Genomic DNA, 14,391 nt, shown 5'->3' with positions numbered 1-14,391 from the left:
CGCCGTTCCATGGGGAGATATACCGATGTGGATAGCCAAGTATGGCGATGTGGATAATCTTGGGGCTTATGCAAGCAAGAGTGGATAACCACGTTGTCGACCGACGCATCGGCGAACTGACCGAGGGCTGGATGCAAGGCCATGACGCGGACGATGTGGCGGCAAGCCTCAAGCCGACCTTGCAAGCGGTGATGGACGAGGGCATGACGGCCAACCAGGGCGGCAAACGGCTTCGCGCTTTGCTTTCCTTGGCCGCGTTCGATTCGTATGACACCTCGACATCCCCCAAAACAACCGATTCGGGCAACCCCACCCAAACCGCCGGCAATCCTGAGGGTGTTCCTCAAGCCATGCTGGACCTCGCCTGCGCCATCGAGATCTACCAGACCAGCGCCCTGATCCACGACGACATCATCGACGATTCGCCGGAGCGCCGGGGCCGGGAAAGTGCCCATGTCGCTTTGTCTCGGGCAAACGCACCCCGGAACTTCGGAACCGGACTGGCGCTGATGCTCGGCAACATGCTCGCCACCGCCTCAGCCGACATCGCCGCACACACCCTGGAAAGCCCGGCGTTGCACCACGCCGATGCCAATCTGCGCACCTTCCTTCAAATGCAACGGGCCGTCGAAATCGGCCAGACGTTGGATTTGGGCGCGGAGACCATCAGCCTCGATGAGCCCGACGAGCTGATCGACGCCTCGCTCGATGTCTTCAAATGGAAGACCGCCAGCTACACCACCATCGCCCCTCTTGAGCTTGGGCTTTGCGCGGCGGGAATGCCTCCCGAAGACGCGCACCGGAACGCGTGGGACATCGGGCTGCCGTTGGGAGTGGCGTTCCAGTTGGCCGACGACCTCATCGACGTGACCGGCAAAAACAGCGGCAAACCAATCGGCGGCGACGTACGCGAGGCCAAGCACACCGTGCTGCTCGCCGACGCCTTGCGCCTGGCCGATGAGAAGGACCGTGGCGCGCTTATCAGGATGTATGCCCAACCCACCAGAAGCGATGACGATGTGCGCAAAGCGCTCGGTCTTTTCGAGACAACCGGTGCCATCGAGCTTTCACATCGTCGTATCAAAGACCTTTGGCATCAAGCGGAATCAGCGATGGACAACCTTGCCATGACAACACAAGGCCGTGAAATACTCACCTCAGCCTGCGTACGTTTCATTCCCTCTGATCTGAGGTGACCACGTCACTTCACGAGAGCGAGCCGCACTTGCATACAACCTATCATGAATAATTAAAAAATAATCCATCATAACTCATCTTCGACCGAAACCCTTCCGTACCTTGCCGCATGTAATATTGAGACATTCGTACCCATCAATAGCCAAGGAACAGCAACCAAGCCATGAGCGAAGCCGATAACGAGCCACAAAGCGATCTGATCGACGGGCGCTACCGCGTCCTCGGACCGATCGCCGACGGCGGCATGGCCACGGTCTACAAGGCGAAGGACGAACGGCTCGAACGCGTCGTGGCGATCAAGGTGATGCACACGCAACTGGCGCAAGGCCCGCACCGCGACCAGTTCGTCGCCCGCTTCCACCGCGAGGCCCGCAGCGCCGCGGCCATCAGCAACCCGCATATCGTGCAGGTCTACGATTCAGGCACGGCCGGCGGACGCGACTACCTGGTGATGGAATACGTGCACGGCGTCAACCTGCGCCACGAGATGAACGAACGTGGCACCTTCAGCGTCCATGAGACGGTGCGCATCATCTCCCAGACGCTTGACGGACTGGCGAGCGCCCACCGCGCCGGCGTGGTCCACCGCGACATCAAACCGGAAAATATTTTGCTGAACGACCGCGGACGCGTGCAGATCACCGATTTCGGCTTGGCCAAGGCGATGAGCGAGGCGACGCTTTCCACCACCGGCATGCTCTTGGGCACGGCCGCGTATCTGGCCCCGGAGATGATCGAAAACAACCTCGCCACCCCGCAGGGCGACCTGTATTCCGTGGGCATCATGGCCTGGGAGATGCTGGCCGGGCGCGTGCCGTTCACTTCCGACAACCCCGTGACAATGGTCTTCAAGCATGTCCACGAGGACGTTCCCGCGCTCCAGACCGTCTGCCCCGGCATAGATCCCTCTATTTCGGCGTTTATCGGCCATCTGACGGCCCGTACCGTCGAGGCACGGCCAACCGATGCCGGAGCGGCCCTGCAGGAGCTGAAGACGCTCAGCTCGCGTATCAGCACCGAAGGATGGCAATACCGCTACATCCCGTCAGGCGACGGAACACAAGCCAACGGCGAGGGCACCACTTCCCCGCTTGTCGGCACCGCGGCACCGGCCCCTATCACCACAAACGCCGCAACCGCCACAGCCTCCCCCGTTCCCGACACCAAGCCCGCCGACAACCCTACTGGCTATCAGTCCGAAATTCCGGCACCGCCAGCCCCTGCCTCCGTTCCAACGACGGCACCTTCGACGTCAAACGGATCCAATATCCAGTCACCGACCGCCACGTATGGCGTTTCGGACATTCCCCAGGCTCCCCCGAGTCCATCGGACACGGCACCCTCCACATCCCCATCGCCATACACGGCGACGCAGACCATGCCGCCCGGCACCTACGAACGCCAATCCGCGCCCAACGCCGCCACACAGGCCCTCGACGCTCGCACCTTGGCCAACGACGGCACGGCGGCGGCGAACAATCCGACCATGTCCATCGGCCTGATGGACGCCCCGGTCGAGGCCCAAGCGGAGGCCTCCACCACCGGAAAAGACACGGCGAAAGGCACAACCAAATCCGGCAAGCCCTCGAAACTACGCAAACCGGTCATCATCACAACCATCATCCTGGCCCTTCTGGCCGTGCTTGGCGCAGGCGGCGTGGCGTGGTGGTATTTCCTGGGTCCCGGCAGCTACTACAGCGTGCCCAAGCCAGAAGACCTCAACTGCGCCTCCAACAGCGCCTGCCGCATCACCGATGTGAAGTGGAAACCGTATGAGAGCACGCTCAAAGTGGCCGGTGTCCCTTACGAGACCTCCGAACAGTTCAGCGACAAAGTGGCCAAGGGCAAGGTCATCTCCACCGACCCCGGCGACGTGGGCGGCCGGGTGAGCAAGCGCACCGACGCGAAACTCAAGGTGGTCGTCTCCAAGGGCGTCCGACACGTCACCATACCCAAGGACATCCTCGACCCGTCGAGCGCCGATGGCAAGAAGCCGTTGGAGGCGCTCTCGCAGGCCGGTTTCACGAATATCGTCCACGAGGAAAGCAAGGACGAGTACAGTGAGGACCTCCCCGAGGGCGCGGCGAAATCCGTTTCCCCCAAGCCCGGCACCACCATCACGCACAACAGTAAGGTGACGCTGGTGCTTTCCAAAGGGCCGATGCCCGTGAGCATGCCCGACGTGACGGGACGCTCCAAGGACGACGCGCAGGCCGCGTTCGATGACGCCAAGCTCAAGCCCAACTACAGCGAGCAATTCAGCGATTCGGTGCCCGCGGGCTCCATCATCTCGACTTCGGTCAAGGCCGGCACACAGCTGCATTGGGGCGACCAGGTGGACGTCGTGGTCTCCAAAGGACCGGAGACGGTGACCATGCCGGATGTGCGTGGCAAGAACGAGAACGACGCCCAAAAGACGTTGGAGGCATTGGGACTCAAAGTCAAGATCTCGGCGCCTTTGGGCGATTTCACCCATCAGGTCCGCCTCCAGTCCCCCGACCCCGGCCAGCAAGTGCGCGTGCGCGGCGATGACGGCAACCCCACCGTCGTCACACTCACCGTGGTGTGAAAAACACTGGAATCTAGCGATAGTAATTCCCTGGAATGACCGTTCGGTGGTTGTGCTTTTCTCTATTCCCTGATGGACGATACGTTGCCACGGGCACATTCAATACAAACTGGTTGTCATACAAAATGTGACGAAAACACCACTCCAGCTTGCTGAAACCTGCTTATCGTCTATACTTCGGAACACTAATTTGACCGGCTATTTGGCGATTTGCTTGGCCTGCGCTTCCTTTTTCATCCTCGCCTTGACAGTCTGAGCGTATTCGTCGACATATTCCTGCCCGCTGATCTTGGCAATCTCGGAGACGACATGGTCGGTCAACTCGCGCAGCTCCTCGTGGGTGATGGTATCCGGATCGACCTTTTTAACCGAGATCGGCCTGCCGTAGATCACTTTGGTGTGCCCGGAACTCGGAATCACCTGGCCGGGCATCTGGATCTGTCTGCTGCCGACGACGGCCGTGGGAATGATGTCGCAACCAGTCTCCAGCGCGAGCTTGGCCACGCCCGTATGGCCGCGATACAGCCTGCCATCGGGGCTGCGCGTGCCCTCGACGTGGATGCCGAAGAGATGGCCGTCCTCGATGATCTCACGCGCGTGTGCGAGCGCCCCCAGTGATTTCGAGCCGCCTGAACGGTCGACCGGGAACACCCCCACCGAGGTGAACCACCACTTGATGAACCTGCCCTTGATGCCCTTGCCCTCGAAATACTCGGCCTTGCCCATGAAATGGACCATACGCGGGCTCGTGAGCGGGATGAGCGCGTCGTCGATGACGGCCAGATGGTTCGCGGCGATGATGCCACCGCCGGTTTTGGGGATGTTACCGACGCCGACGCCCTGCGGATGCATGCGCCAGCGCGCAAGCGGGCCAAGTCCACGGACAAAGAACCAATAGAGCACGAGCTCTTCCCTCCTTGAATCACGGACATCTCACGGCCGTGCGTATTACATCTCAATTGGCCGACCGCTGGGTTAGAGTGGACGGTATGACTAGCCTCAAGGATAGCAACAACGCTGACGACCAGCGGCGCGACGCCGATTCCCATGCCGCATCGACGGATGGCGAGTCCACGCCGAACAATGGGAAGCCAGGCCAGCCACAGAATCAGAAGAACCACGATGGGCATCAGAAGCCATCGGATGGCAACCGCAGCAATCAAGAACATCCAAGCGACAACACCGACGGCGCTTCGAGTGACCCCTCGGCGGAAAGCACGGGTGACGAGACCGACGACGAGGCCTTGTGGAAACAGTTCGAGGCCGAGCACGCCGATGACCTCGACGACATCAGCAGCTCGCGCAACGCCAAGCGCTTCGAGAAACGCGCGAAACGCGAGGAGAAGAAGGCGTTGCTTTCGGTCGAGGACATCACGGCGGATTCCTTCGCGGATGGGTTCTCATCCTCGTCTTCAAAACAGCATGGCCCACGCGATTTCGAGGGCTCCAGCTGGCTCGACACCGACGATGTGATGGACCGGCTCGACGATTTCACGCCGCCGAACCCCGACCTCGGCCATCTCGACCCCGTGAAGGTCGTGTTCTGGGCGTTGCTCATCGCCGGCATCGCGGGCCTGATCGCGGCGGTGTTCTTCCCAAGGTTCGCCAGCATCCTGGGGCTCGTCTTCGGCCTATGCGCCCTGATCGGCGGCGTGGGGCTGCTGAGCCTGCACAAAGGCCATTCGCAGACACGGACGGATTATTTCGACGACGGGTCTCGGGTCTGAACCTTCGGATTATCCACTCATCTGATTCCCGATTATTTCGCTTCCGATTCCATGAATGCATGGAATATCAGAACATCGGAAAATGGCTGAATCGGGAGCACAAGGCATTTTTCATCGTCGTGTATGACAATGACCCGCATAATTCCAACAACCAAACAAAACGGTGGTCGACACATTGCATGTCGACCACCGTTTTGATATCCGATAACCTTTGGCTAGCGAATAATCATCGCGAGCCTACTTCTTCTCGTTCTGTCCGTGGCACATCTTGTACTTGCGACCCGAACCGCAGGGGCACGGAGCGTTCTTCTTGGTGCCAGGGAACGTCCTGCCGTCGGCCCATGGGCTCTTGAGCTCCTCGGCCTTCGGACGCTTGTTGGCAGGGACTTTGCCCTCGGCGTGGCTCATCGGCTCCGGACCCACGATGCTGGGCTCGGGGTTGCCTTCGTCGCTCTCTTCGGTTTCGGCGATGTCGGCCTCCTCCGCATCCTCGTCGGTAGAGTCAGGGTCGGCTGGAGCGGACACGACCGTGGCCTTGGACTCCTCGTCCTCGCCATCGTCCACGGACCCCACTCCGGCGGCCTGCGCAGCCTTGTCGATGGCCTCGTCCTCGGCGGAGGATTCGGCTTCTTCGGCCTGGTCGGTCTCGGCTTCGGCGTCCTCGGTCTTGGCGACCTGCTCGATGTCGACGTGGAAGAGCAGCTGGATGCTCTCCTCCTTGATGGCGTCGATCATCTTGTTGTACATCTGGAAGCCCTCGCGCTGGTACTCGACCAACGGATCGCGCTGACCCATGCCACGCAGGCCGATGCCGTCCTTGAGGTAATCCATCTCGTAGAGGTGCTCACGCCATTTCTTGTCAAGCACGGCCAGCACGACACGACGCTCAAGCTGGCGCAACCCGTCGGCGCCGATCTTGTCCTCGAAGCCGTCGTACTGCTTCTTGGCGTCGGCGACGATGAGCTCCTTGACTGCATCCACGGCCTTCTCGCCCTTGAGGCCTTCCGCCTTTTTCTTGGCGTCGTCCTCGTCAACGGCGATCGGATAGACCGTCTTCAGCGCGCTGAACAGGCCGTCCCAATCCCATTCCTCGGGCTTGTCACTGCCGTTGTTGGCGCCCTTGATGTAGCTCAAGATCGTCTCGTCGATGAAGCGCAGAATATCCTCGTGGATATCGACACCGCGCAACACGGCCTGACGCTCGGAGTAGATGACCTGACGCTGTTTGTTCATCACGTCGTCGTATTTGAGGACGTTCTTACGCATTTCGAAGTTGCGGGATTCCACGGACTTCTGCGCGGTACGCACGCCCTTGGAAACGCTCTTGGACTCGATGGGCTCGCCCTCGGGCAACCCCTTGGCCATGACTCGGGCAACCAGCTGGGTGTTGAACAGGCGCATGAGGTCGTCTTCAAGGCTCAGGTAGAAGCGGGACTCGCCCGGATCACCCTGGCGGCCGGAACGGCCGCGCAACTGGTTGTCGATACGGCGGGATTCGTGGCGTTCGGTGCCGAGCACATACAGGCCGCCGAGCTTGGTGACCTCGTCGTGCTCGTCCTTGGCCTGTTCCCTCATCTCGGCCAGGGTGCCGGGCCAACGCTTCTCATACTCTTCGGGAGTGTCGTCGGCGGAATAGCCTTCGCTCTTGAGCTTCTGGTCGGCGAGGAACTCGACGTTGCCGCCGAGCATGATGTCGGTACCACGGCCGGCCATGTTGGTGGCGACGGTGATGGCGTTCTTGCGACCGGCGACGGCGACGACCGCCGCCTCCTTCTCGTGGTGCTTCGCGTTCAGGACCTGATGCGGGATGCCAGCCACATCAAGCAGCGAGGAGACGACCTCGGAGGACTCGACGGAAGCAGTGCCGAGCAGGACCGGCTGGCCCTTCTTGTAGCGCTTGGCGACATCCTTGATGATGGCGGTGAGCTTTTCCTTCTTGGTGCGGTAGATCAAATCGTCGTTGTCGACGCGGATCATCGGCTTGTTGGTCGGAATCGGCAGCACGCCCAGCTTGTAGGTGTTCATGAACTCGGCGGCTTCGGTCTCCGCCGTACCGGTCATGCCCGCGAGCTTGTCATACATACGGAAGTAGTTCTGCAAGGTGATGGTGGCGAAGGTCTGGTTCTCGGCCTTGACCTCGACGCCTTCCTTGGCCTCGATGGCCTGGTGGAGGCCTTCGTTGTAACGACGCCCGGGGAGCACACGGCCGGTGTGCTCGTCGACGATGAGCACCTCGCCGCCGGTGACGACGTAGTCCTTGTCGCGCAGGAAGAGTTCCTTGGCCTTGATGGCGTTGTTGAGGTAGCCGATCAGCGCGGTGTTGCTGGGCTCGTAAAGGTTATCAATCCCCAGGAAGTCCTCGACTTTGGTGATGCCCGGGTCAAGGATGCCGACGACCTTCTTCTTCTCGTCGACCTCGTAATCCTCGTCGCGCGTCAGCTTGGTGACGAGCTTGGCAAACTGGCGGTACCAGCGGGTCACGCCACCTTCGGCGGGACCGGAAATAATCAGAGGCGTACGGGCCTCATCAATAAGAATGGAGTCGACCTCATCGACGATGGCGTAGTGATGGCCACGCTGCACCAGCTCGTTCTTCTCCCACGCCATGTTGTCGCGCAGGTAATCGAAACCGAACTCGTTGTTGGTGCCGTAGGTGATGTCCGCCTCGTACTGCTTGCGACGTTCCACCGGCTTCTGGTCGGTGATGATGCAGCCGACGTTCATCTTGAGGAAACGGAAGATACGGCCCATTAGCTCGCTCTGGTAGCTGGCGAGGTAGTCGTTGACGGTGACGATGTGGACGCCCTTGCCTTCCAAGGCGTTCAGATAGGCGGGAAGGGTGGCGACCAAGGTCTTGCCTTCACCGGTTTTCATCTCGGCGATGTTGCCCCAGTGCAGGGCCGCGCCGCCCATGAGCTGCACGTCGAAGTGGCGTTGGCCGAGCGTGCGCTTGGAGACCTCGCGCACAGTGGCGAAAGCTTCGGGCATGAGCTTGTCCAGATCCTCGCCATTGTCAAGGCGTTCCTTGAACTTGGCCGTTTGCCCGGCGAGCTCCTCGTCGCTCAGCGCCGCGATCTCATCTTCATGCGCGTTGGTCGCTTTGGCCACGTTCTCCAGCTTCTTGAGCTGGTGGCCTTCGCCCATACGTAGGGCCTTGTCGACGATATCTACCAATTTCGCTCCCTAGTTCGTTTCCCATAAACGAGCAAGACCAAGCCAACCGAGGCTTGGCACAGACTGGGGTCTATCTTACGCGACGGCGCAGATTTTCCGCATTGCCCCGTTCATTGCGATATAAAACACATGTTTTTGGCTCTGCATGAGTCGACCCACCGGGTTCGCTCCGATGGGTCGATGTAAAATTCGCTGGCATCAGCCGCATGGTCTTGTACCAAGACATACGCGATGTGACGCCACTCTTATTTACTTCTTGCTCTTGGCGGCCTTCTGCGCCTTCTTGACGTTTTCGGCGGTGTCGATCTCGAAGACGCCATAGCTCCAGCCGTGGCGACGATAGACGACGGACGGACGATGGGTCTCGCTGTTGACGAACAGGAAGAAGTCGTGGCCGATGAGCTCCATCTCATAGAGCGCCTCGTCGATGGTCATCGGCTCGGCGATGTGCAGCTTGCGGCGGATGACGATCGGGGTGTCCCCAACCTGCACCTCGACGCTCTCTCCGGGGCCGAGATCGGTGGACAGCGGATGCTCCACCTCTTCAGGCTGCTGCAGGGCGGTGGGCTCGGTATTGACCGGCTCGTCAACAGGTACCACGCCCATGTCGACGGTCTTCTGCTCCTTGCGGGTCGGGCGATGGCTCTTGCGGCGGTCGCGCACGCGGCGCAGACGAAGCGTCAGCTTGTCCAGCGCGATATCAAGGGCGCTGTATTCGTCGGAGCTTGAGGCTTCGGCGCGGACCACGGTGGCGCCGGCCTCGATGGTGATCTCGACTCGCTTGGCGGTGTCGGCCTGGCGTGGGTTGCCCTCACGCGATACGACGATCTGGGCGCGCGCGGTGTCCGGCGCGATGGCCGTGACACGATTCATCTTGGTGTCCACGACATCACGGAACTTCTGATTGACTTGCATGTGACGTCCGGTGACGACAATATCCATGGTCGACCTCCTGTTAGGTTCGGCGGAGCAACTCCACCTGATGTGCCAGCAGCTACATCACTGCTGTGCTGCTAGTTCCAGTCTAGCGGCTCGCCTTGGAGAAAGCTGGGTATTACCAGAAAAATACGCCGTTCGCTTGCTCACTTCGCGACGTTGCGCTGTTTGCTATAATCAAGTCTTTGTGAGACCTCTTGATGGCCGCGGCCGCGTTCGGTTTACCGAGCCGGCTGAGGAACTTCCGGGCTCCATAGAGCACGATGGCGGATAACGTCCGCCCAGGGTGACCTGAGAGCTAGCGCAACAGAAAGCAGACCGCCCGGGCAACCGGGTAAGGGTGAAACGGCGGTGTAAGAGACCACCGGGCCACTGGCAACAGCTGGCCGCTGGCAAGCCTCATCGGGAGCAAGGCCAAGCAGAAGGCACGTCGGGATTGTATCCCGGCACGGGTTGCTCGCCCGGCCTTCGGGTAGGCTGCTGGAGCCTGGCGGCGACGTCAGGTCGAGATGGATGGCCATCCGCGTGGCAACACGCGACAGAACCCGGGGTATACGAGGTCTCACCTCACTTTTCGGTTATGGATACAGGGCAGTATTCGATAACGACTTTTCCGGTATCAATTTGACGCACTTAGAATGTCATTTCTGTTTCAAATCCTACATATGTATGACAAAATGGATAGATTACAGACTTGCCTGACTGTATAAAACCGCTGTGTCCCCACAACATCAAACAACAACTATCAGAAACATATACGGGATTACGCATGTGCCAAGCGGCAGCAATCAGTCAACTTCCCTGTTGTCAAACAGCTCGTGGGCCACACGACGCAAGGTCTCAGGATCATGGCCTTTGCGACCACCGGCACTCCAGAACCGACGGCGACGCACTTCAAGTTCCAAACCCTCCGTTTTGGCGGCCACCTTGCGTCCCAACTGCCACGCTGCGTCCTCGAACACGCCCTGCTCGCGCGCTTGCGCAGCCACACTCTGTGCCAAACCATCATCGACGCCTTTGCGTTTGAGCTCCATCGTGGCACCTCGGAATCCAAGCATCCGGTTGGCGCAACTGCGCACGATGGAACGCGCGTATTCCTCGTCATCAATCAAATGCACTTCGACCAGGCGCGCCACGACGTCTTCGGAAACGACCGGGTCGTAGCCCTTGTCGACCAAACGTTTGACCAACGCACCGGAAGAGCGGGCCGCCGCGTCCAGCAAGGTCAGCGCGGCCTCGCGGCACGCCTCGACATCGGCCGGATCGTCTGGCACACGTCTCACCGGCGCACCTGTGCGATATCTATGGTAGCGGCCGGTCGTTTTGCCACGACCATACCGCTTACGACCGCGTTTGCTTGCTCCGGCATCCTCGGCGTCAAGACTGCCACCGAACCCGCTGGTGTAGTTGCTGGTGATCGGCACGGCATGCGTATGGGCCCTGTTCGGCCTTTTGGCAGGCTTGCGCCTGCCACCGGTCTCTTCTCGTGACCCTGCGTCGTCGGCTTGTGAGCCAGATGCAGTGCCGCGAGTCCGGCGGACGTCGCTTGCGCTCGGGCGCTCACCGACGCGCCTTTGGCCGGCACGACCATGGGAGGCCTGCGCATCATGCGGCCGAGGGTCGTCATGATCCGGCTCCACAGCCGGAATATGACGACCCTCAAGGAACTCCTCGACACTGATCATGTCTTTAGCCCAATGCGTTCTCAGGCTTTTGGCGCCGATTCAGGAATGGAACCGGAGGCGCCACCACCATTGGCACCAGCCGTAGCGTCAGCGTCGCCACCGTTATCCGCATCCTCGCCATCACCATCAGCGGGCTTGGAATCATCAGGAATCAGGCCGTACTTCACCTTGACCTTGCGTTCGATCTCGTCGGTCAGCGCCGGATTGTCCTTCAGGAACTGACGCACGTTCTCACGCCCCTGCCCCAGCTGGTCGCCCTCATAGGTGAACCAGGAGCCGGACTTCTTGACGACATCGCACTGCAACGCCATGTCGAGCACGGAGCCCTCCTTGGAGATGCCCTCCCCGTAGAGGATGTCGAACTCGGCGAACTTGAAGGGCGGAGCCATCTTGTTCTTGACGACCTTGACCTTGGTGCGATTGCCGATGGCCTCGTCGCCGTTCTTCAACGTCTGGATGCGGCGGATGTCAAGGCGCACGGAGGCATAGAACTTCAACGCCTTGCCACCGGTCGTCGTCTCCGGACTGCCGAAGAAGACGCCGATCTTCTCACGCAACTGGTTGATGAAGATGGCGGTGGTGTTGGACTGCGCCAACGCGCCGGTCATCTTGCGCAGCGCCTGGCTCATCAACCGGGCCTGCAGGCCCACATGGCTGTCGCCCATCTCGCCTTCGATCTCGGCCTTGGGCACCAGGGCCGCCACCGAATCGATGACCACGACGTCCAGCGCGCCACTGCGCACCAGCATGTCGGCGATCTCAAGCGCCTGCTCGCCGTTGTCCGGCTGGGAGATGATCAGCTGGTCCGTATCAACGCCAAGCTTTTTGGCATAGACCGGATCGAGCGCGTGCTCGGCGTCGATGTACGCCGCCACACCGCCGGCCTTCTGCGCGTTGGCCACAGCATGCAGAGCCAGCGTGGTCTTGCCGGAGGACTCGGGGCCATAGATCTCCACGATCCTGCCGCGCGGCAGGCCCCCGATGCCCAACGCCATATCGAGCGCCAAGGAACCCGTGGGGATGACCTCGACGTTCTGCACCGGCTTGTCGCCAAGCCGCATGGCCGAGCCCTTGCCGAAGTCCTTCTCGACCTGCTTCAGCGCGGTGTCGAGCGCCGCCTGCTTGCGTGGATCGATGCCATGCTCGCCACCAGACTCGGTCTGGGCGTTCTTGGCCTTGGCGCCTTTCGTCGTTTTTGATTGCTGTGCCATCGTTCTCCTTTACGTTGCTCCTGCACTACCAGAGTACGGAGCAATCCGCTACTTGCGCAAGCCAAACGGGGTTATGTGGTCGAACGCTTGCCTTTTCGACACGCCGTGGTTTTCCGGGCTTTTAGGCCCCAAACCCCATAAGGTCGTTTTATGTTCCAAAAATAATCATAGAACCACATACGAACATTTGTTCGAATGACTCGCCGAAGCAATCCATCAACAGGAAATTGTCAATTACCGAAAGCGCTCACTTCGCCGGCAACGGTGGGGCGTTGTGGTCCTTGCCCCACCGCTTAGAATCAGGGATCTGCAACTGGTCGCACAACACGTTCCAGATGACGCGCGGCTCGACGCCGGCCGCGAGCGCCTCGACGACGGTCATGTCGTCAAGCGCCGTCAACACCTGGTCGTGCGCCAGCGAGCGCCCGTACGTCCGTCCGAGCACCTCTTCGAGCAATTGCCAAAATTCACGTTCCTTCACATCCAGCAGTCTATCAGCGCGGACGAATACCAATCCGTCACGAAATCCATGAACCGATTTCCGATAAACCCAAAATCAACCTAAAAAACCGTTATCAGATATGCGGCATCATGAATTCGAATTCGCAAAAAACACGGACAACTACTGATGAAACAAACGGAGAAAGCAACGAAAAGACCCACCGGCCAAAACGCCAATGGGTCTTTCAACTTTTAAGGGCTTACAGGCTTCGAATCACGCCTCGGTGTAATCGAGGTAGTCCGCCACCATGCGCAGCATCTGCGCGGTGCTCAAGCCCAGCGATTCGGCGATGGACGCCAGCAGTTCGGAGCTGGCCTCCTTCTGCCCACGCTCGACTTCGGAAAGGTATCCGAGCGAGACGCCGGCCTTTTCGCTGACCTCACGCAGCGTCTTGTGGTCGCGGGTGCGCAGGTCGCGCAGCACGTGGCCGATGGCCTCACGCAACGAGATGTCGCGGGTCTCGCCGTCGGCGTCATGCTTGCGCGTGGCGGCCCTGGGCTTGGACTGCTCGGCATCCTCTTCCTGCCACATCCTGTTGAGCACCGCCTGGCGCTCGTCCTTCGCCTTTTTCGCGGCACGTGCTTTCAAAACCTGTTGTTGCGCGAATACCACCGCGCGACGCTGAGCAGGGGTCAAGTCCCTGTTGCGCGCATTGCTTGGGCGCGTGGCCCCTGATGCAAGCGTGTTCATTGCCATCTGCTCCTGTGGTCGAGTCATCGTTTCCATTACGCCACCCCTCTTTGCCTTGTACTGTTCATGTTGTCACTTCCATCAACAGTTGAGGGGGATATTTATTCCTCTTTGAGCGCTGTGAACTGCGTCACAAACTGCAATACGTCCAGCACCGAAAGATGTCGAATCTCCTCCCTTGAGCCGGAAAGCCGGAGCTTCGCCGCGATGGTTTCACGTGCTTGGCCATCGGCACCAGGAGGGACGCTGACACCGATGTAGACCAGTCCTGCGGGCTTGTCCCCATCCGGGCCAGGGCCGGCGACTCCAGTGGTCGACAAACCCAGGACGTGACCTTCGTATTGTGGTTGGTCGTAGAGATCCGCCGTGCGCTCGGCCATCTGTCGGGCCACTTCGGGATGCACAGCGCCTTCGGCACGCAACAGACCGGCGTCAACCCCGAGGACACTGGCTTTGGCGTTGATGTCGTAGGTCACCGCGGAGCCGAGGAACACCTCGGAGGCTCCTGGGATACGAACGAAGGCATCAGCCAAAAGGCCCGCGGTGAGCGATTCGGCCGCCGCGATTTTCCATCCCCGAGCCTTGGCCTCCTCTAGGATATTTGCAGCCAATGTATCACATTGCGGCTGGATGGCCGCGACCGCGCCACTTGAGGCCAGGCCGGCAACATTCTGTATCGCTTGCGACGTGCCGTCAGGCG

Annotated in this window: 11 protein-coding genes and 1 other RNA gene; 4 read left to right on the top strand and 8 right to left on the bottom strand. The window is 60.4% G+C overall.

Annotated features, from left to right (window positions below):
• Positions 1 to 68: 68 nt before the first annotated feature.
• On the top strand, positions 69 to 1,196 hold the full coding sequence (locus tag OZX73_RS03090; protein WP_277150560.1) for a polyprenyl synthetase family protein: 1,128 nt from the start codon (positions 69 to 71) through the stop codon (positions 1,194 to 1,196).
• A 164-nt stretch (positions 1,197 to 1,360) separates the two neighbouring features.
• Positions 1,361 to 3,766, top strand: a complete 2,406-nt coding sequence (locus tag OZX73_RS03085) for a Stk1 family PASTA domain-containing Ser/Thr kinase (protein WP_277150559.1) — start codon at positions 1,361 to 1,363, stop codon at positions 3,764 to 3,766.
• A 198-nt stretch (positions 3,767 to 3,964) separates the two neighbouring features.
• Here OZX73_RS03085 and OZX73_RS03080 read toward each other — a convergent pair whose 3' ends face one another.
• Positions 3,965 to 4,669, bottom strand: a complete 705-nt coding sequence (locus OZX73_RS03080) for a lysophospholipid acyltransferase family protein (protein ID WP_277150558.1) — start codon at positions 4,667 to 4,669, stop codon at positions 3,965 to 3,967.
• Between the two features lie 86 nt (positions 4,670 to 4,755).
• Between OZX73_RS03080 and OZX73_RS03075 the strand changes: the two genes are divergently transcribed.
• Entirely contained in the window at positions 4,756 to 5,493 is a 738-nt protein-coding gene (locus OZX73_RS03075; protein ID WP_348519463.1) for a hypothetical protein, read from the top strand.
• Positions 5,494 to 5,730: 237 nt separating this feature from the next.
• On the opposite strand, the gene secA is transcribed toward OZX73_RS03075, so the two are convergent.
• Positions 5,731 to 8,667, bottom strand: coding sequence for a preprotein translocase subunit SecA (gene secA, locus OZX73_RS03070; protein ID WP_277150557.1), 2,937 nt, complete (start codon positions 8,665 to 8,667; stop codon positions 5,731 to 5,733).
• 249 nt (positions 8,668 to 8,916) lie between these two features.
• Positions 8,917 to 9,609 (bottom strand): ribosome-associated translation inhibitor RaiA, encoded by a 693-nt coding sequence (gene raiA / locus OZX73_RS03065; RefSeq protein ID WP_277150556.1) that lies wholly within the window; start codon positions 9,607 to 9,609, stop codon positions 8,917 to 8,919.
• Between the two features lie 182 nt (positions 9,610 to 9,791).
• Between raiA and rnpB the strand changes: the two genes are divergently transcribed.
• Positions 9,792 to 10,172, top strand: an RNA gene (gene rnpB, locus OZX73_RS03060) — RNase P RNA component class A.
• A gap of 219 nt (positions 10,173 to 10,391) precedes the next feature.
• Here the strand turns inward: rnpB and OZX73_RS03055 are convergent.
• From OZX73_RS03055 to OZX73_RS03035, 5 genes are all read right to left on the bottom strand, one after another.
• Complete coding sequence (locus OZX73_RS03055) at positions 10,392 to 10,886, bottom strand: regulatory protein RecX (protein WP_348519471.1); 495 nt, start codon at positions 10,884 to 10,886, stop codon at positions 10,392 to 10,394.
• 422 nt (positions 10,887 to 11,308) lie between these two features.
• Complete coding sequence (gene recA, locus OZX73_RS03050) at positions 11,309 to 12,499, bottom strand: recombinase RecA (RefSeq protein WP_277150554.1); 1,191 nt, start codon at positions 12,497 to 12,499, stop codon at positions 11,309 to 11,311.
• A 247-nt stretch (positions 12,500 to 12,746) separates the two neighbouring features.
• The gene (locus OZX73_RS03045) at positions 12,747 to 12,980 is read right to left on the bottom strand and encodes a DUF3046 domain-containing protein (RefSeq protein ID WP_277150552.1); all 234 of its coding nucleotides are present in this window, start codon (positions 12,978 to 12,980) and stop codon (positions 12,747 to 12,749) included.
• Positions 12,981 to 13,214: 234 nt separating this feature from the next.
• Entirely contained in the window at positions 13,215 to 13,727 is a 513-nt protein-coding gene (locus OZX73_RS03040) for a helix-turn-helix transcriptional regulator (RefSeq protein ID WP_277150549.1), read from the bottom strand.
• Between the two features lie 65 nt (positions 13,728 to 13,792).
• Entirely contained in the window at positions 13,793 to 14,323 is a 531-nt protein-coding gene (locus OZX73_RS03035) for a nicotinamide-nucleotide amidohydrolase family protein (protein WP_277150905.1), read from the bottom strand.
• Positions 14,324 to 14,391: the final 68 nt, after the last annotated feature.

The sequence above is a fragment of the Bifidobacterium sp. ESL0775 genome (genome assembly GCF_029395475.1).
Classification (GTDB): domain Bacteria; phylum Actinomycetota; class Actinomycetes; order Actinomycetales; family Bifidobacteriaceae; genus Bifidobacterium.
This window is presented reverse-complemented; position numbering and strand designations above follow the sequence as displayed.

Excerpts from the sequence above, each read along its gene's own strand:
- OZX73_RS03085 (WP_277150559.1), top strand. The coding sequence starts at position 1,361 with ATGAGCGAAGCCGATAACGAGCCACAAAGCGATCTGATCGACGGGCGC.
- OZX73_RS03075 (WP_348519463.1), top strand. The coding sequence starts at position 4,756 with ATGACTAGCCTCAAGGATAGCAACAACGCTGACGACCAGCGGCGCGAC.
- OZX73_RS03090 (WP_277150560.1), top strand. The coding sequence starts at position 69 with ATGCAAGCAAGAGTGGATAACCACGTTGTCGACCGACGCATCGGCGAA.
- recA (WP_277150554.1), bottom strand. The coding sequence starts at position 12,499 with ATGGCACAGCAATCAAAAACGACGAAAGGCGCCAAGGCCAAGAACGCC.
- raiA (WP_277150556.1), bottom strand. The coding sequence starts at position 9,609 with ATGGATATTGTCGTCACCGGACGTCACATGCAAGTCAATCAGAAGTTC.
- OZX73_RS03040 (WP_277150549.1), bottom strand. The coding sequence starts at position 13,727 with ATGGAAACGATGACTCGACCACAGGAGCAGATGGCAATGAACACGCTT.